Here is a 17,286-nt window from a genome sequence, read left to right as displayed (position 1 = left end):
AGCAGGAGCCTTACGTACACACCCATTCGCGGATCTTGCATTTCTGTCCCGTCCGCTCGCAGGCCTGCAGCGTCAGGTCTTCGGCCTCGCGGCGTGTCTGCGCCGTCTCCGATCCCCAGCTGGTCAGCCGTCCCTCCGCCTTCTCGCCGACCGCAAGCGCGCCGCAATGATTGTAGGGAAAGCCGGTGTTGTCGTCGTCGTCCCAGTGACGATGATTGCGAAACACGCTGACCACGGTACAGCCGTCGCCGCCAGCGTTCTGGCAATGCTTGAGGGCGATGTCCATCGCCTCCTGACGCTTGTCGGCGCCCCAGAAAAAGCCGTGCTTGCCGTCAGGGCTCGAATAGGCGATCGCCGCCCATATGCCTTTCTCTTCCTGGGCCGGCGGTTCGGGCACGTCCGACGCCGGGGCGAGGTCCGCCGCGCCGAGCCGCCCGGCGCAAAGCAACAGCATGCCGATCGCCGCAATGGCGGAATTCACCCTCATTGTACGCCTCCTTGTTTTCCTGCTGCCGAGGCCACGGAAATGACGACGCAGCTGTTGCCGGTGGGCAAGAGCATCGCGTTGCCTCCGCCATTGGCCAGTTCGTAGACGCTGATTTGTCCAAGATTATTGGCAAGCTTGCTGCCCTTCGGAAGCAGTGCCGGAACGTCGGCGCAACTGGCCGCAAATGGCGCCACCCTGACCATCGTGCCTTCGCAAACAGATGCGGTGGGTGCTGCGAACACCAGGCCCGCGGCCGGGCCGCTGTAGCCCTGCGTGGCGTAATTCATGCCGACCAGGGCTTCCACCACGTGTTTGTCGGGGGCCTCGTTGTTCCAGATCGACTGGACGCTGTACGTCGTGCCGGTCGTCAGCATCTGCCCAAGGGCCGGGAAAATGTTGGAGCAAGACTGCAAGCCTGCCTGTTTGGCGTGTTGCAGAAATGGCGTGTCGGCCAAGGCCGGATCGGGCTCGTTGGTCTCCGCAACCGCCGGCAGCGGCAGGACAGCGCGGACCAGGTCGTATCGCATGGCGGCGAAGCCGGCAGCGCCGATGACGGCAATTCCAAACAGCGCAAGCATCGCCGTTTTGGTCCAGTTCCGTTTCGGTCTGTTCACATTGCTTGCGTCGACCCGAACGGCATCGACGTTCTGGTTGCGGGACATGATCCGGTCATGGATCGATTGCTGGTTCATTTGGGACGCCTCGGTCATTTTATCGCCTCAACCGCCTTGGAAAGGCCCTTGAGGGTCGCGGTCACGTTGATTGTCCTGCCATCCGTCGTCGGATAGGAGATGGTGGACGCCGCGTCCTTCGAAATCTGTTCGCGCATGATCGGTCCGACCGGCAGCATGCCGATGCAAACGGCCTGATTGCATCCCTCGAGTTGAATTTTTATAGGCTCCTTGCGCCCTTCGAAGCTCAGCAGGACAGGAGCGTCGCTCCTGGCAACCGGGGGAGTGCGCAGGATCATGTAGGGATTGCCTGCCTTGGTGGCCGCCAGCGACCAGCTGAACGCGACCTGTCCCGCCTGGTCCTCGATGATCTGAGTGACGTTGCAGACCCGTTGGCGGGCCTTCAGGTTCTCGTCGCAGATCAGCGTCCAGTTCTCGAACGGACGGGTGGTCCGCTGATACTCGCCAAGCTTGGCATCCGCTGGCACCGCGACGTCGGAAGGCTTTACCCTGTAGCCGGAAGAGATCGCCTCCTGTCCAGCCGCGAACGGACCGGACAGGAGCAGGCAAGTCATGGATAGTGCGACAGCAAGGACTGCCTGCCTGATCATATGGCCGGCCTCTAGTTCAAGGTAAGGCTGACACCCGCGCCGACACCCCAGTGCCCGCCAGCCGTCGTGCCGGACAGGTTGGCCCGAACCCGTCCCTCCTCGCTGGTGTAGCCCGCACCGAAGGCGACGGCGCCTTCGCCGCGCCAATAACCGCCGCCGGCCGCCACGCTCAGCTTGCCGGGACGGTCGTCATAGCGCAGCGAGGCGGCCGCCAGGCCAATCGCGGCGGCCTGGCGCGCTTCGCCGCGAACCTCGCCCATGTCCATGTTGAGCTGGCTGAGTTTGGAGTCCGCATACGCATTGGCCTGCTGCAGCGTCGTGGCCGCCACCTGGTTGGTGTAGGTCTTCGAATCCGCCAGCGTGGTCGACAGCCCGGTGTTGAACTGCTGCACATTGACCGCATCGGTGTTGGCAACGCCCGGTCCGACATTGTGGATGACCACCGGCGTGTTCGGGTCGCCGCCGGCAAGGGTAATCGAGTTGGATTTGCTGCCGTCGCCGTTCTTGTCGTACTGGACTGCGAACTCGTTGAGATCGCCGACGCTCCCCTGCATGGCTTCGACAGCCTGGTTGGTCGCGTAGAGCTGGCTGCCGTTGATGGCGTCGGTGGAGGTGCCGCTGATCCGGCCCGCAGCGACATTGGTGACCGTGCGCTCGTTGCCGACGGTGCCGACGCTCACCGTGCTCGTCGGGGCTGTCCCGGCGAACGTATAGTTGACGCCGTTGATCGTGGTGCCGGTGGTGGCGACCGCCGCCGCGGTCGTCGAGCCGGCGCCGAGCGCGACGCTGCCCGGCTCGTTGGCCTTTGCGCCGGCGCCGAGCGCCACTGCCTGGGCTCCATTGGTGGTCGAGTTGGTGCCGAGCGCGATGCTGTCGGCCTGGTTGACGGTCGAATTCTGGCCGATCGCGATACCCCCCGGCGCCGTCTGCTGCACGATGGCGCCGTTGCCGATGCCGATGCCGTTGTCGCCATTGACGGTCGTGCGCGGACCGACCGCAACCGAATCGACGCCGACCGCAAGCGAGTCAGGAGCCGTCGAATTGGCATGGAAGTACAGGCTTCCCGTCACCGCGAAGGAGCTCAGCGCACCCTTCAGCTGGCGAAGCGTGACCGCGTCCTGGTCCTGGGTGCCGTCGGCCACGTTGATGATCTGGCGATAGGAGGTGGAGGTGCCGACCGAGACTGCGCCGAGCAAGGTCGCGTCGGTGGTGTTGTAGGGAACCAGGCCGGTGCCGGCGAGGATCGATCCAGATGCCGGCGCCACCGCTCGGTCCGAGACCGATCCCGAGCCCAGCGCTACTCCGTCGGCGACTGTGGCCTGGGTGCCGCGGCCGAGCGCCAGCGAATTGGCGGCGGACGCGGTTGCCTGGTAACCGAGGGCCGACGAGCCGACCCCTTGCGCGAAGGCGTCGGTGACAGGCAGCGACGTGTCGTTGGTGCGCACATAGCGGATGCCGTCGCCATTGGCGTCGGTGTAGGCCGTCGAGGTGTCGCCGGCGATGTTGCTGATGGCATTGCCGAGATTGGTGATGTCGGTGGTGTTGGCCGCGATATCGGCGGTGTTGGCGGCAATATCGGTGGTGTTCTGTGTCACCTGCTGGTTGGTCGCGAACAACTGCGAGCCGTTGACCGCATCCGTCGAGGAGCCGGTCAACTGGCCGGCTGCGACGTTCTGGATCTGGCGTTCGGCGCCCACCGAGCCGACCGAGAACGCGCCGGCTGGCGTCGCGCCCGCGAAGGTGTAGTTCACGCCGCCGATCGTCGTGCCGCCAACCGCCGTCGTGGTGCCGGAAACGGAATTCAATCCGATCGCCACGTCGCCGGCATTGTTGGCCACGGCATTCGGGCCGACCGCAACGGAATCCGTCCCCAGAGCCTGCGAATCCGCGAGCGTCGAATTGGCGTGGAAATACTTGATGCCGCCGCCGGTGCTGATGCTGTTGATCGTGTTGCCGAGAGTGGTGATGTCGGCGGTGTTGGCGGCGATATCGGTGGTGTTCTGCGTCACCTGCTGGTTGGTCGCGAACAGCTGCGAGCCATTGACCGCATCGGTCGATGAGTTGCTGAGCCGGCCCGCCGCGACGTTCTGGATCTGGCGCTCCGCGCCGACCGAGCCGACCGAGAACGCACCCGCCGGCGTGGTTCCGGCGAAGGTGTAGTTCACGCCGCCAATCGTCGTGCCGCCGACTGCCGTCGTGGTGCCGGAAACGGAATTCAGGCCGATCGCCACGTCGCCGGCATTGTTGGCCACCGCATTCGGACCGACCGCGACGGAATCCGTCCCCAGAGCCTGGGAGTCGGCAAGCGTCGAATTGGCGTGGAAATACTTGATGCCTGCGCCGGTGTTGATGTTGGTGATCGTGTTGCCGAGATTGGTGATGTCGGCGGTGTTGGCGGCGATGGCAGTCGTGTTCTGCGTCACCTGCTGGTTGGTCGCGAACAGCTGCGAGCCGTTGATGGCGTCGGTCGAGGCGTTGCTGAGCCGGCCTGCCGCGACATTGGTGATGGTCCGCTCCGCGCCAAGCGCGCCGACGCTGACGGTGCTCGTCGGCGTCGTGCCCGCGAAACTGTAGGCCGTGCCGCCGATCGTCGCGCCGCTGGTGCCGACCGCCGTCGCGGTCACCGAGCCTGAGCCCAGCGCCACATCGCCGGAACTCGCCGCCGCCGTCGCGCCATTGCCCAGCGCGACATTGCCGGCAAGGCCGGAGGCACCGGCGGTCGAGCCGTTGCCCAGCGCCACCGAGCCTTGCCCGATGGCCTTGTTGTTGTTGCCGATGGCGACGGCGCCGGCAGCCTGGTTGGCGGCTGTGGCGGTCGCCGTGCCGTCGCTGTTGGCGATGTTGTTGGCGCCGCCGGTGAACGCGCCGGTGCCGCTGGCATAGCTGGGGTCGCCGATGGCGACCGCGCCGTCACCATAGGCTTCGTTGCCGAAGCCGATGGCGACGGCCTTGCCTCCATCGGCAGTCGCGCCCGTGCCGATCGCCACGGAATCGGCGGAGAGCGCGCCGGCGGCGGTGCCGACGGCGATCGCGTTGACGTCTTGTGCCACCGCGCCCGCTCCAACTGCTGTCGAGCTCGCCGCTGTGGCGACGGACGTCGTGCCGATGGCGATGGAATCGTCGCCGCTGGCAGTGGATGAACGGCCACCGGCGAACGCACGGGCACCAGTGGCCTTGGAGGTGGAACCAAGGGAAGTGGCGTAAGTTCCGCTAGCCGTGGCTCCCAATCCCAGCGCGCTGGCATTTGCGGCGGTCGCTGCTGCGTTGTTGCCGATTGCGGTGGTAGAGACGTCCGTGGCCTGGGCTCCCGAGCCCGCCGCGACCGAGCCGACCCCGCTCGACACAGCCGAATTGCCCAGGGCCAGCGCGAACTGGCCCGATGCCGTGGCGACATTGCCAAACGCAACCGAATTTATGGCCGACGCATTGGCCTGGGGACCAAAGGCGATGGCATTGGTCGCCGTGGCTTTGCTCAGCGTGCCGAACGCCGTGCTGGTGGCGCCGGTCGCCTGGCTTTGGCGCCCCATTGCCATGGAGTCGGTCTGAGACGCTGTCACATCAGTACCGATGCCGATGGCGCCCTGTGCAAGGGCGCCCGACCCCGCGACAGTCCGCGAGCCGAGATAGACGGAGTTTATCGACGTTGCGGTCGACTGGAAGCCTATCGCTACGGCATTCTGGGCGCCTGCATTCGCGTTGGTACCTTGGGCAATCGAATCAATCGCGGATGCTGTTGCCCCATGCCCGAGCGCCGTGGCGCGCAGCCCGGTCGCCCGGGTAACATAGCCGATCGCCGTCGACTCCAACCCGTCGGCACGCGCATTCAGACCAAAGGCGGCAGCGCCTGCGGCTGCGACCGAGTTGACGCCGATGGAGCTTGCTCCGTCCGCAGTGGCTTTGGCATTCCCGCCGATAGCGAGTGCGTTGACACCAGTCGCGCCCGCGAAGACGCCTATGCCTATGGAGTTGAGGCCATTGACGCTCATCGAATAGCCAATAGCGATCGAAGCATCGCCCGTTGCACTGTTGGAGGTGCCCAACGCCACGCTGTTATTACCATTCGACGTGGCACCGTTACCGATGGCGACGGCGTTGCCGCCGGTCGCGGAGCCTCCGCCAGCGACATACTGTGCCAGCGCCGGCGTGGCGATGCCACCCAATGCGATCGCACCCAGCGCCGCTGCCGCAATCCTGCCGCTGCCCAGCGCACCAAGCCCCAGGCCTTTGCGGCGCATCCCGAGCACGCGGCACGCGTTGCGTAGCACCGCCATCAGGCGGCGACGAACCGAGCGGCTGTCGGTCGCGCCCGCGATCCAGCTTCCGACAAAGCTTGAAGAAAGTTCGATCCTTTCCTGCCCCCTGACGTATCCGGTCATGCTACTTTTCCCTCGCAATTGCCGAGGCGCCCTGATGTGCCGCATCATTCGCCTCGACGGCCAAAAAATCCTTGAAATTACCCGTCGTCTCTCGCAGCGAGAGACCTATCTTCGCACCTTGTTTTTCAATCAGCTGGCAGGCGCTCGCGACCCATGGCTGTGTCGGCTCGGGAACCGTATGCAAGGCGGCTTCGGTCCGCTCCGGCGACAGGTTTATCGCCACCAGCGCGCGGCAGAGGTCGAAATGAAATCCCGGGTCGCCTTCGCCACAAGCCGGAGACGTCAGTCCAAGCACGAAACAGGCCAGGAGGTGGTCGAGTTCCGCAGCGCTGATCCGGCTGGCGTATTGGCGCTGCAGCGCGGCCCAGGCCGCTTCGGCCTTTGGTGCGAAGACTTCGATTTCCGCGAATTGAATGTCCATGGGACAATCCGACATGCTGCTTCATCTGGTTGCCCCCGCCCCAAATGACTTCCCATCGCGACCATGGGTACGTTCGCGGCGTATGTATTTTGGAAAAGTCCGGAACCTTTGTAGGAAAATCCGGTCTTTGAGCGCTGAGCGACAGGTGTGGCCGCTCTGCAACACAACTTTTGGCTGCCGGGATCTCGCGATCGATCGCTAGGGGGAACCGAGAGGCGCGCCCGCGACAAATGTCACCCCTGCAGCTTCACCTGTTTGGGGGTTCTGCCGCGATATTTCGACATGGTGACAGTAAGGTGGCTCTGGTCTGAAAAACCACTCAGGTGAGCGACTTCCGCAATCGACAGATCGCTCTCGACGAGGAGCTTTTCGGCGAAATCGAGACGCAGCCGCAGCAGGTATTTGTGCGGCGGCTCACCGAAGGTCTTGGTGAAGGCCAGGATGAAGTGGCTAGGTGAAAGGCCGGAAACCGCAGCCAGTTCGGCCACGGTGATCTTGCTGGAAAAATTCACGTCCAGGAATTCCTGCACCCTCCGGGCGCTGCGGTTCGACAGACCGCCCTTTGGGCCTTGTGGCAACTTTCCTGCTCCTGCGTAGTTCCGGAGTATGTGGACGCCGAACATGGTGACCAGCGAATCGACATAGAATTCGTTTGGAGTCTCCCGCTCCGTCAATTCCACCTTCAGCAATTGCGCCAGCTGGAGTGCCTGGAGGTCGACGGTCCCGAGAGGCGGCGGCTGGAGCTCGGTTCGGCCGGTGCCGAATTCGCGCACCGCCAGGTCAAGGAGGCTATCGGCGGTGAGCGCCACGATCATGCACTCCATGGCGGATGACCACGTCACGCTGGCTTCGATGTTCGCCGGGATGACCACGATCATGCCGGTGTCGCCGTCATGATCGTGGACTTCGTCGTTGCCGAGCGAGACCCTCATCCCGGGCGAGGGCGCCAGCATGACCGCACCGAAATGCTCCGCCGCCTTGAATGTGTGCGATCCCGGCGCGCGAACGGCATGAGCCGCGCCGCCCCGAAAGGTGACCATGCGCGCGCCCGCATCTTCCGAAATTCCATCGAAGATGCTCTGGTCCGCGCGTCGCCGGCCTGTCCCGGTGCGTTCCAGAACGTCGCCTCTGTGTTGCATTTCCGTCGTGCCTCAGCCCTGACCCGGTCGATTGAACCTGTGCTGCATCGAGGCGCCCAGAAATCACGTCGATTCCTGGACGTTCCTTCGAACCTTAGCGGCGTTGCTTTATATTGAAAAGAAGATTTTCGGGCTGAATAAAAACTTTAAAGGGTTTCGTCAATAAATCTACAGTTTTATTCTTTAGATTGCACTAATGTTACGATTTTCCGATCCTATCTTACCCTTGAGCTTATGCATCGCGCCAGCCGCGCAATCCAGCGTTGCGTGCCGAATATAGATCGCGCGGTTGTTGCTGGACCTGCCGGCCTATACCGCCATAGCCACGGACGATCCCGCAGCAATTATCGCCCGAACCGCTCCCTCGCATGGTGGCTCTTCGCAGGCTGGCGCTTTCGGGATTGTCTCCAGAGTGCCGAGCGGCCGATCGACGTCCCACGCGTTCCTGAGCTTTGCCCGTATTGTTCATTCAACCTGCCTCGGCCGCCTTGCCAGCCATCGTAGTCCCGTGCCTGCGATGAAACGCACGGAACCCAGACGCCAGCGCGAATCCCCTTTAGCCCAACGCTGCCCCCAGAGTCAGCGTAACGCCCATGCCTCGGAAAAAAACCATGTGTGTGTGAAGAAAAAAATAAACACGAGGAAAAATATGACCGACGGAGAGTCACCACAATCTTCGCTTTATTCATGATCGGCTAATATAACGACGCGTAGCGCAAAGATCGGCGGCCGTTCAGCGACGCGATACAGAATTATCGGGTCCATCCAGGATTGTTACAGATCGCCTCGGCGCTTCTCATACATATCCCAAGACAGCTCAACCATGGCCAGAAGAACATCCTCCTGGCTCCACCCGGCTGCAACCGCCGCGTCCACAATTGCGCGCACAAGCGGCAGCAATTGGCGCTCGCATTCGGCCAACAAATTGACGTCGCCGTTCCCCGCCGGCGGACTTTCGAAATCAATTCTCATCGTTGGCGCTCCCCGCCATTAATGATCTACTGAAACGTATGTCTCTGCAATTCTAATCCTGCCTAATATACATGCATCTTGGGATGAAACATAGCAGCGTCGGAATTGACGCCACGGCAAGTCATCGACTGCCAGACAGTCTGGCCGGGCAGCGGAATCCGCCGCTCCTCTTGCTCAATCGGACCAGAACACCGGTTGGTGATCAGTTCACCGGGCCGAGCAGGACCGAGTCCGGCACGCCGCCGTCGATCGGAATGGCCGTGCGGTTCGCGCTCGCCACCATCGGTTGGCCGATGTCGGACGTCACCATAACCGGGCTCTTCGACGGAACGCGGTCATAAAGGTCGATGATGTCCTGGTTGATCAGCCGAACGCAGCCCGACGAGACGGACTTGCCGATCGAGTTCCATTCCGGCGAGCCGTGCAGGCGGTAGAGCGTGTCGACATTGTCATGGAAAAGGTAGAGTGCGCGCGCGCCGAGTGGGTTCTTCAGGCCGCCGGGCATGCCGCCATTCTTGGCGCTGTACTGTTCCAGTTCAGGCTGGCGGGCGACCATCTCATCCGGTGGCGTCCATTTCGGCCATTTCTGCTTCCACTGGACGACGGCGTCTCCCGACCATTCGAAGCCGGCACGGCCGAGGCCGACGCCGTAACGGATAGCCTGGCCGCCCTCGCGCACCAGATAGAGGAAATGGTTGGTCGTATCGACGATGATGGTGCCCGGCCGCTGGCCGGTCGGATCAGGAACGATCTGGCGCAGGAACTGCGGGTCCATCTTCTTGATCGGGATGGCCGGGAGCTCGAAGCCGCTGTCCGACATCGGGCCGTACATCGTCGCGTAGTCGCCGAGCGGCGGGTCGACATAGGTCGGTGGCGGTTCGACCGGCGCCGGCGCCGGTTCGGTGGTGGCGCAGGCGGAGACCGCAATCGAGGCGGCGCCAAGGGCTGCGGCGTTCAGAAAGCCGCGACGGCTCAGGCGATAGGGGTCGATTTCGGTCTTCAACATGGTTGCCTTTTTTAAGTCTCAAGTCGCAAGAAAGCGTGAATGCCTTCAGGCGGCGCAGTGTCGTCCTCCCCCAATGCCTGGCGCGATAGGCGGTTCCGATTCTGGCCTGAGGGTGGACAAACAAAGGCGAAGCTGTGACCATCCTGCCACTGTTGCCTCAGGGCAACAGAACAGCTCCGCATCTTTGTTTCTACGCAATTCCCAAGGGAAGGCGCTTCGCGCTTTTCCCGGGAAAACCGCTTCACACTTTTCCTGGAATTGCCTTAGCCGCCTGTCAGCAATCCTTCCAGCGACGGCAGGATCAGCGCCGGCGGGAAGTCCCGGTATTCCTCGGGCTGGTTGGCGCGGTTGATCCATACGGTGCGAAAGCCGAATTTGGTGGCGCCGGCGATGTCCCAGCGGTTGGACGACTGGAACGAGACCGCCCCCGGATAGAGACGCCAGCCCGTCGCCACCATGTCGTAGGTCGACGGATCGGTCTTGAAGCGCTTGACGGCGTCGACCGAAAAGATGTCGTCCAGTACCTGGTCGAGCGCCGCCGACTTGACCGCTGCTTCAAGCATCTCGGGCGAACCGTTGGACAGGATTGCCAGTTTCGCGCCGGACGCTTTGAGCGCCTTGAGCACGGCCGGCACTTCCGGATAGCAGTCGAGCCGCCAATAGGCCTCGAGCAGCTTTGCCTTCAGCCCCTTGTCTGCCGAAGGGACCTTGCGCAAGGCAAAGTCGAGCGCCTGTTCGGTGAGCTGCCAGAAATCGGCATAGCCGCCCATCAGCGTGCGCACCCAGGAATATTCCAGCTGCTTGGCGCGCCAGATTTCCGACAGCAGCTGGCCGTCCGGCCCGATCTCGCCGTCGTGACGGCGCACGGCGGCGTGCACGTCGAACAACGTGCCATAGGCGTCGAAAACGTAAGCCGCGTAATGCATGGCGACAGTTTTGAGGGCAGGCGGGGCAAGGTGCAAGCGTCGATTGCATCGCTGGGGCTACTGGCCTCAACAAAATCCGCTCTATGCCGGTTGACGGCACCGGTCAAAGCATCTTCCAATGCTCAGCAACAGGCAGCTTTGAAGCGGAACCGAACAATGACACTGGCGACTGCGGCGCTCTCGACGACATGGACCTTCGTCGACGGCGACTGGTACGAGGGCAACGTCGCCATTCTTGGGCCGCGCAGCCATGCCATGTGGCTTGCCACCAGCGTCTTCGACGGCGCCCGCTGGTTCGAGGGCGTCGCCCCGGACCTGGAACTGCATGCCGCCAGGGTGAACGCCTCGGCGATCGCGCTTGGCCTCGCGCCGTCGATGAGCGCCGACGAGATCGTCGGCCTGACCTGGGACGGGCTGAAGAAGTTCGACGGCAAGACGGCGGTCTATATCCGGCCGATGTACTGGGCCGAGCATGGCGGCTATATGGGCGTGCCGGCCGACCCTGCATCGACCCGCTTCTGCCTTTGCCTCTATGAATCGCCGATGATCCCGCCTTCCGGCTTTTCGATCACCGTGTCGCCGTTCCGGCGGCCGACCATCGAGACCATGCCGACCAACGCCAAGGCCGGTTGCCTCTACCCCAACAATGGCCGCGCCATTCTCGAAGCAAAGGGGCGCGGCTTCGACAACGCGCTGGTGCTCGACATGCTGGGCAATGTCGCCGAAACCGGCACCTCCAACATCTTCCTGGTCAAGGACAGCCATGTGCTGACGCCGGCGCCGAACGGCACCTTCCTGTCCGGCATCACCCGCTCGCGCACCATGACGCTGCTTGGCGACTATGGCTTCAAGACCACGGAGAAGATGCTGTCGGTGCGCGACTTTCTCGAAGCCGACGAGATCTTTTCGACCGGAAACCATTCCAAGGTCGTGCCGATCACCCGCATCGAGGACCGCGATCTGCAGCCCGGGCCGGTGGCCAAGAAGGCGCGCGAACTCTATTGGGACTGGGCGCATTCGACGCCCGTGGGCTGAGCGGCCGGCGCTCCGTTTGTCAGGCATTCTTTTTTGACGCAGCATCCTGTCCGCAAAACCGTGTGACACTTTTCCGGAACCTGCTTAGAAAGGAACCGGCGCTTCATTCCGGAGTTGTTCCAGAACAATCCAGCCCTATCTTAATCCGGTATCCACACCGGGTTTTTCCATGAGGAGTATGACCGATGGCTTTTGAATTGCCCGCCTTGCCCTACGACTACGAGGCCCTGCAGCCCTACATGTCGAAAGAGACGCTGGAGTATCACCACGACAAGCACCACAAGGCCTATGTCGACAACGGCAACAAGCTGGCCGCTGAAGCCGGTCTTGGCGATCTGTCGGTCGAAGAGGTGGTCAAGCAGTCGTTCGGCAAGAATGCCGGCCTCTTCAACAACGCCGCCCAGCACTACAACCACATTCATTTCTGGAAGTGGATGAAGAAGGGCGGCGGCGGCAATAAGCTTCCCGGCGCCCTGCAGAAGGCGGTCGATGCCGACCTCGGCGGCTACGACAAGTTCAAGGCCGACTTCATCGCCGCCGGCACCACCCAGTTCGGTTCGGGCTGGGCCTGGGTCTCCGTCAAGGACGGCAAGCTGGCGATCTCCAAGACGCCGAATGGCGAGAACCCGCTGGTCCATGGCGCCTCGCCGATCCTCGGCGTCGATGTCTGGGAGCATTCCTATTACATCGACTACCGCAACGCGCGGCCGAAATATCTCGAGGCCTTTGTCGACAGCCTGATCAACTGGGACCATGTCCTCGAAATGTACGAAAAGGCGAAAGCCTGATCGATCCAGAAAGCCCCGGCATCCCCGGGGCTTTTCTTTTTTCAGATCGAAACGGAGGCACACGGCAAAGCGGCAGTTTCCGTGCGGCGAGCACGGAATAATCTCAGCCCGCCATCCGTTAACGTCAGGTCGCGACCCCTCATCATCCTGGAGCCAATTGAATGAGAAAGCTTGTCATCGCCATCTCTATGCTCAGCCTGGCCGCCTCGGCCGCTTTTGCCGACCCGATCCTCGACCGACAGGGACTGATGAAGGAGCGCGGAAAACTCGTCGGCGGCCTGTCGAAAATCGCCAAGGGGGAAGCAGACTTCGATGCCGCCGCCGTGTTGACGGCGCTGCAGGCGCTGCAGGTCAATGCCGAGAAGGTCGATGTCGATGCGCTGTTCCCGGCCGGCAGCGACAGCGGTGACACCACCGCTTCGCCGAAAATCTGGCAAGACATGGCGGGCTTCAAGACCACGAACGAGAAATATGTCGCCGACGTCAAGGCCGCTGTCGCCGCCGCACCTGCCGATGTCGATGCGCTCAAGGCGCAGATCGGCACCCTCGGCAACGATTGCGGCACCTGCCACCAGACCTATCGGGTGAAGAAGGGCTGATCCCGGGCAATGGCCCTGTTGAAAAAACTCGTCGGCGCCGCCCTTGTCCTGGGCGTCGCCGGCGCGGGCGCCGGCTGGTTGTTGTCGGCGCCAGTGAAACTCGACACTGATACCCTGGCGCAACTCGGCCCCGGCGACGCCGTCAGGGGCAAGCGCATTTTCAATGCCGGCGGCTGCACCTCCTGTCACGCCAAACCGGGGTCCAAGGGCGAAGCCCGTTTGCAACTCATCGGCGGCCTTCAGCTCAAGACGCCGTTCGGCACCTTCGTGCCGCCCAACATCTCGCAGGATCCCAAGGACGGCATCGGCGCCTGGACGGTCGAAGACCTCGCCAACGCCATGCTGAAAGGCGTGTCGCCGTCCGGCGAGCATTTTTATCCGGCCTTTCCCTATGCGTCCTACGCCCGCATGAAGCCGGCTGACATCGCCGACCTCTATGCCTTCCTGAAGACGCTGCCGGCGGTCGCCGGCAAGGCGCCGGACAACGCGCTCAGTTTCCCCTTCAACATCCGCCGCGGCCTCGGCCTGTGGAAGCAGCTCTACCTCAGCAAGGAGCCGGTGACCGCCTTGGCCGACGGCACGCCAGATCCGGTGCTGGCCGGCCGCTATCTGGTAGAAGGACCGGGCCATTGCGGCGAATGCCACACGCCACGCGACTTCACAGGCGGCACCAGGAAAGGCCAGTGGCTCGCGGGTGCGGCGGCCGCCGAAGGCAGCGGCATCGTACCGAACATCACATCGGGCGAGGGCGGCATCGGCGATTGGTCGCAAGCCGACATCGCCAACTATCTCGAAACCGGTTTTACACCCGATTTCGATTCCGTCGGCGGCGCCATGGTCGACGTTCAGCGCAACATGGCGCAATTAACACCGGAAGATCGTGCAGCCATCGCCGCCTATCTCAAGGCGGTGCCGCCGCATCCCAACGGCTATCCGGTGCGCGCCAAGCCGGCTAAGTGATCTCGGCTACAGGTGGCGATCGCCGAGGAAATCGAAGCCTGTTTCGAAGAAATGACTGTAGTTGCAAGTCAGTTCCTCGCCGGGAGCGATGTCGCGCAAGGCATAGGTCTCTTCAGGGGAGGAGACATCGCAATTCGGTTCGTCGTCATGGTTCATGTATCGGGCGTCGTCGGCTTCGAAGACGATATAGGCCGGATCTCGCCGGTCGGGATAGGAATAGCGGTCGAGATAGCTCTTCACCGGCCCGCTCTCGCCCTCATAGGTCTCGACGTCGATGATCCGGTCGAATCTTGGGTCGAGCTTCCAGACCAGCGTGCCCTTGGCAATGTGTTCCTTGGCAAACACACCGATGCCCTGGATCGGCGATTTCTCGAGATAGGTGTCGACGAGCAGCATAGTGGACCCTTTTGCGTATGTCGTGATCTGGAAGGCGCCGCGCATTGGGTAACGCGCAGCCATTGCAATTGCGAGTGAAAATGAGCAGCGCGGAATTCAAAAAGTGATGATCGGCACGCCTGGATGGGCGCCTTCGCTCCGACGTCAGCGCTGCTGCAAGGCCAGGCGAACGCCCAACGCGCAGTAGATACCGCCGACCACCTTGCCTTGCCATTTCACCACCGATGGATTGCGGCGCAGGAACGTGCCGAGCCGGCCCGCGCTTACGGCAAAGACGACTGTGCTGAAAAGGCCGAGCAGAACAAAGATCATGCCCAGCGTCATCAGCTGGAGCATCACCGATCCGTTTTCAGGCCGCACGAATTGGGGCAGGAAGGCGAGGAAGAAAAGCGCGGTCTTTGGATTGAGCACCTCGGTCAGGACAGCCTGTCGAAACGCCTTGCCGGCGGAGATCGCAAGCGCTCCGGCACCAGGGCTGGCCGGTGTTCTCTCGATGATCGCGCGAATGCCGAGGTAAACCAGATACGCCGCGCCAATGTATTTTACGATGCTGAACAGCGTTGCCGACGTGGCGATGATCGCCGAAATGCCGACCATCGCCATGACGGTATGGAACACATCGCCAGCTGCGACGCCGGCGCCCGTCGCGATGCCAACCCGGGTTCCGGAACTCGTCGCTCGCGCCACGGTCAAAAGTGTGGCCGGGCCTGGAATAAACACAAAGCCAAGCACAACCGCCACGTATGCCATCAAGGTGGATAGATCGATCATGACGCCTCCTTTGCAATCTCGGCCTTTCCGGTCACCTTGAGCGCAAAGGAATAGGTGTAGGCAATCTCCTCCAGCCTCGAAAAGCGGCCGGACGCGCCGGCATGGCCGGAATCCATGTTGATCTTGAACAGCACCGGATTGTCGCCGCTCTTGCGCTCGCGCAGCCGCGCCACCCATTTGGCCGGTTCCCAATAGGTGACGCGCGGATCGGTCAGGCCGGCCAGCGCCAGGATCGGCGGGTAGTCGTGATCAGCGACATTGTCATAGGGCGAGTAGGCGGCGATCGTCCGATAGTCCTCCGCTGATGCGATCGGATTGCCCCATTCCGGCCATTCCGGCGGTGTCAGCGGCAAGCTTGCATCGAGCATGGTGGTCATCACGTCGACAAAGGGGACCTCGGCAACGATGGCGCCGAAATTTTGCGGCGCCATGTTGGCGATCGCCCCCATAAGCATGCCGCCGGCCGAGCCGCCTTGCGCGACGATGCGGTCGTGTTGTGTGTAACGCTCGGCGACGAGATGCTGCGCGACGGCGATGAAATCGGTGAACGTGTTCATCTTGTGCGCCCGCTTGCCGTCGTCATACCAGCCATAGCCCTTGTCCTTGCCGCCGCGGACATGGGCGATGGCAAAGACAAAGCCGCGATCCACCAGTGAGAACCAGTTGGTATTGAAGGCTGCCGGGATGGCGATACCGTAGGAGCCGTAGCCGTAGAGCAGGCACGGTGCGGAGCCGTCGAGCGGCGTGTCGCGGCGATGCAGGAGCGACACCGGCACAAGTTCGCCATCGGCGGCGGGCGCCATCAGCCGGCGCGTGACATAGTGCTCCGGATCATGGCCGGACGGCACTTCCTGGGTCTTCAGGAGCACGCGCTCGCGGCTGCGCATATTGTAGTCGAAGACCTGCGCCGGGGTCGTCATCGACGAATAGGTGAAGCGCATGACCTCGGTGTCGTATTCATAGGATCCCGAAAGGCCGAGCGAGAAGGCCTCTTCGTCGAACGAGATCAGGTGCTCCTCGCCGCTGTGGCGGTCGCGCACGACGATGCGCGGCAGGCCTTCCTTGCGCTCAAGCCTGACCATGTGGTCCTTGAAGCCGACCACGGAAAGGATCAGCCGGCCCGGCTCGTGCGCAACCAGCTCTTCCCAGTTGGCGCGAACCGGGTCATCAGCCGGCGCCGTCATGATCTTGAAGTCCTTAGCGCCGTCGGCATTGGTGAGGATGAAGAAGACGTCGCCGCCTTCTTCCAGATCATATTGCAGGCCGATCTCGCGCGCCGCCACCAGCTTTGGCTCGGCGAACGGCTCATCGGCGCGCATCAGCCGGTATTCCGAGGTTTCGTGATCGTTGATGCCGATCATGATCCATTCGTTGGAGCGCGTGCCGCCGACATCCATGAAGAAACCGGGATCGGTCTCCTCATAGATCAGCCGGTCATTTTCAGGGCTGTCGCCGAGCGCGTGGAACAGCACCTTGGACGGGCGGTGATTGTCGTCGAGCCTGGTGTAGAAGAAGCCGTCATCGGCGGCATTCCAGGTGCCGCCACCGCTGGTGGCGTCTACCTGGTCGGGCAATTCCTTGCCGCTGGTGAGGTCGCGCACGCGCAGCGTGAAGAATTCGGAGCCCTTGTCGTCGAACGCCCACAAGAGCTTGCGGTGATCGGCCGAATGGTCGACGCCGCCGAGGCGGAAATAGGCCTTGCCCTCGGCTTCCGCGTCGCCGTCGAGCAGGATCTGCTCATCGCCGCCATCACGCGGCATGCGGAAATAGCGTGGCTGTTCGCCGCCAAGCTTGAACGATGAGCCATAGGCATAGGGGCCATCCTTCATCGGCACCGTCGAATCGTCCTCCTTGATGCGCCCCTTCATCTCGCCGAACAGCTGCTTCTGAAGCTCCAGCGTGTCAGCCATCAGCACTGTCTGATAGGCGTTCTCGGCTTCGAGATGGGCGCGGATGCGGCCATCGAGCAGGGAAGGGTCCCTGAACATCGCCTGCCAGTTATCCGCCCTCAGCCAGGCATAGTCGTCGATGCGGGTAATGCCGTGATGCGTGTCGAAGACCGGGTGTTTCTCAGGGTTCGGCGGGCTGGCGGTCGGAAAAGCTGGGGTCTTGGTCATTGCGTCTCGCT

Annotated in this window: 16 protein-coding genes; 4 read left to right on the top strand and 12 right to left on the bottom strand. The window is 62.8% G+C overall.

The window, feature by feature from the left end:
• Window positions 1–10 precede the first annotated feature (10 nt).
• The 9 genes from AC1DYC_RS26395 to AC1DYC_RS26355 form a co-directional block, all read right to left on the bottom strand.
• Window positions 11–487, bottom strand: a complete 477-nt coding sequence (locus AC1DYC_RS26395; RefSeq protein WP_477410663.1) for a DUF4189 domain-containing protein — start codon at window positions 485–487, stop codon at window positions 11–13.
• A complete protein-coding gene (locus AC1DYC_RS26390; RefSeq protein WP_477410707.1) occupies window positions 484–1,179 on the bottom strand; it encodes a hypothetical protein in 696 nt (231 codons plus the stop codon). Before AC1DYC_RS26390 ends, AC1DYC_RS26395 begins: the two co-directional genes overlap by 4 nt.
• A 14-nt stretch (window positions 1,180–1,193) precedes the next feature.
• On the bottom strand, window positions 1,194–1,769 hold the full coding sequence (locus tag AC1DYC_RS26385) for an invasion associated locus B family protein (protein ID WP_477410662.1): 576 nt from the start codon (window positions 1,767–1,769) through the stop codon (window positions 1,194–1,196).
• A gap of 11 nt (window positions 1,770–1,780) precedes the next feature.
• Entirely contained in the window at window positions 1,781–6,145 is a 4,365-nt protein-coding gene (locus AC1DYC_RS26380; protein ID WP_477410661.1) for a YadA-like family protein, read from the bottom strand.
• A 1-nt stretch (window position 6,146) separates the two neighbouring features.
• The gene (locus tag AC1DYC_RS26375) at window positions 6,147–6,566 is read right to left on the bottom strand and encodes a hypothetical protein (protein WP_477410660.1); all 420 of its coding nucleotides are present in this window, start codon (window positions 6,564–6,566) and stop codon (window positions 6,147–6,149) included.
• Window positions 6,567–6,799: 233 nt separating this feature from the next.
• Entirely contained in the window at window positions 6,800–7,705 is a 906-nt protein-coding gene (locus AC1DYC_RS26370; protein WP_477302495.1) for a helix-turn-helix transcriptional regulator, read from the bottom strand.
• A gap of 774 nt (window positions 7,706–8,479) precedes the next feature.
• Window positions 8,480–8,677: a hypothetical protein gene (locus AC1DYC_RS26365; protein ID WP_477302493.1), complete on the bottom strand. Its 198-nt coding sequence runs from the start codon at window positions 8,675–8,677 to the stop codon at window positions 8,480–8,482.
• Between the two features lie 202 nt (window positions 8,678–8,879).
• On the bottom strand, window positions 8,880–9,683 hold the full coding sequence (locus AC1DYC_RS26360) for a L,D-transpeptidase (protein ID WP_477410659.1): 804 nt from the start codon (window positions 9,681–9,683) through the stop codon (window positions 8,880–8,882).
• A 263-nt stretch (window positions 9,684–9,946) separates the two neighbouring features.
• Window positions 9,947–10,609, bottom strand: coding sequence for a haloacid dehalogenase type II (locus AC1DYC_RS26355; protein ID WP_142866649.1), 663 nt, complete (start codon window positions 10,607–10,609; stop codon window positions 9,947–9,949).
• 156 nt (window positions 10,610–10,765) lie between these two features.
• Here AC1DYC_RS26355 and AC1DYC_RS26350 point away from each other — a divergent pair, with 156 nt between their 5' ends.
• The 4 genes from AC1DYC_RS26350 (at window position 10,766) to AC1DYC_RS26335 (ending at window position 13,991) form a co-directional block, all read left to right on the top strand.
• The gene (locus tag AC1DYC_RS26350; RefSeq protein WP_477410658.1) at window positions 10,766–11,644 is read left to right on the top strand and encodes a branched-chain amino acid aminotransferase; all 879 of its coding nucleotides are present in this window, start codon (window positions 10,766–10,768) and stop codon (window positions 11,642–11,644) included.
• Window positions 11,645–11,829: 185 nt separating this feature from the next.
• Window positions 11,830–12,432: a superoxide dismutase gene (locus AC1DYC_RS26345; protein WP_142866647.1), complete on the top strand. Its 603-nt coding sequence runs from the start codon at window positions 11,830–11,832 to the stop codon at window positions 12,430–12,432.
• A 161-nt stretch (window positions 12,433–12,593) separates the two neighbouring features.
• Window positions 12,594–13,031, top strand: coding sequence for a cytochrome c (locus AC1DYC_RS26340; RefSeq protein ID WP_112564124.1), 438 nt, complete (start codon window positions 12,594–12,596; stop codon window positions 13,029–13,031).
• Between the two features lie 9 nt (window positions 13,032–13,040).
• Window positions 13,041–13,991, top strand: coding sequence for a cytochrome c (locus tag AC1DYC_RS26335; protein WP_477410657.1), 951 nt, complete (start codon window positions 13,041–13,043; stop codon window positions 13,989–13,991).
• Between the two features lie 6 nt (window positions 13,992–13,997).
• On the opposite strand, the gene AC1DYC_RS26330 is transcribed toward AC1DYC_RS26335, so the two are convergent.
• From AC1DYC_RS26330 to AC1DYC_RS26320, 3 genes are all read right to left on the bottom strand, one after another.
• The gene (locus AC1DYC_RS26330) at window positions 13,998–14,387 is read right to left on the bottom strand and encodes an SET domain-containing protein (RefSeq protein WP_477302481.1); all 390 of its coding nucleotides are present in this window, start codon (window positions 14,385–14,387) and stop codon (window positions 13,998–14,000) included.
• Window positions 14,388–14,531: 144 nt separating this feature from the next.
• A complete protein-coding gene (locus AC1DYC_RS26325) occupies window positions 14,532–15,158 on the bottom strand; it encodes a LysE family translocator (protein WP_477401917.1) in 627 nt (208 codons plus the stop codon).
• Window positions 15,155–17,275, bottom strand: a complete 2,121-nt coding sequence (locus AC1DYC_RS26320; RefSeq protein ID WP_477410656.1) for a S9 family peptidase — start codon at window positions 17,273–17,275, stop codon at window positions 15,155–15,157. Before AC1DYC_RS26320 ends, AC1DYC_RS26325 begins: the two co-directional genes overlap by 4 nt.
• Window positions 17,276–17,286: the final 11 nt, after the last annotated feature.

It is taken from the genome of Mesorhizobium sp. P2_E7 (genome assembly GCF_056403855.1).
Note: the sequence above shows the minus strand (reverse complement) of the source record. Positions and strands in the feature narration are given on the sequence as shown.

Bases quoted from the DNA above. Each gene is read 5' to 3' on its own strand.
- AC1DYC_RS26320 (WP_477410656.1), bottom strand. From the start codon at position 17,275: ATGACCAAGACCCCAGCTTTTCCGACCGCCAGCCCGCCGAACCCTGAG.
- AC1DYC_RS26330 (WP_477302481.1), bottom strand. From the start codon at position 14,387: ATGCTGCTCGTCGACACCTATCTCGAGAAATCGCCGATCCAGGGCATC.
- AC1DYC_RS26390 (WP_477410707.1), bottom strand. From the start codon at position 1,179: ATGAACCAGCAATCGATCCATGACCGGATCATGTCCCGCAACCAGAAC.
- AC1DYC_RS26350 (WP_477410658.1), top strand. From the start codon at position 10,766: ATGACACTGGCGACTGCGGCGCTCTCGACGACATGGACCTTCGTCGAC.
- AC1DYC_RS26360 (WP_477410659.1), bottom strand. From the start codon at position 9,683: ATGTTGAAGACCGAAATCGACCCCTATCGCCTGAGCCGTCGCGGCTTT.
- AC1DYC_RS26395 (WP_477410663.1), bottom strand. From the start codon at position 487: ATGAGGGTGAATTCCGCCATTGCGGCGATCGGCATGCTGTTGCTTTGC.
- AC1DYC_RS26385 (WP_477410662.1), bottom strand. From the start codon at position 1,769: ATGATCAGGCAGGCAGTCCTTGCTGTCGCACTATCCATGACTTGCCTG.
- AC1DYC_RS26365 (WP_477302493.1), bottom strand. From the start codon at position 8,677: ATGAGAATTGATTTCGAAAGTCCGCCGGCGGGGAACGGCGACGTCAAT.
- AC1DYC_RS26375 (WP_477410660.1), bottom strand. From the start codon at position 6,566: ATGGACATTCAATTCGCGGAAATCGAAGTCTTCGCACCAAAGGCCGAA.
- AC1DYC_RS26355 (WP_142866649.1), bottom strand. From the start codon at position 10,609: ATGCATTACGCGGCTTACGTTTTCGACGCCTATGGCACGTTGTTCGAC.
- AC1DYC_RS26325 (WP_477401917.1), bottom strand. From the start codon at position 15,158: ATGATCGATCTATCCACCTTGATGGCATACGTGGCGGTTGTGCTTGGC.
- AC1DYC_RS26335 (WP_477410657.1), top strand. From the start codon at position 13,041: ATGGCCCTGTTGAAAAAACTCGTCGGCGCCGCCCTTGTCCTGGGCGTC.
- AC1DYC_RS26380 (WP_477410661.1), bottom strand. From the start codon at position 6,145: ATGACCGGATACGTCAGGGGGCAGGAAAGGATCGAACTTTCTTCAAGC.
- AC1DYC_RS26370 (WP_477302495.1), bottom strand. From the start codon at position 7,705: ATGCAACACAGAGGCGACGTTCTGGAACGCACCGGGACAGGCCGGCGA.
- AC1DYC_RS26345 (WP_142866647.1), top strand. From the start codon at position 11,830: ATGGCTTTTGAATTGCCCGCCTTGCCCTACGACTACGAGGCCCTGCAG.
- AC1DYC_RS26340 (WP_112564124.1), top strand. From the start codon at position 12,594: ATGAGAAAGCTTGTCATCGCCATCTCTATGCTCAGCCTGGCCGCCTCG.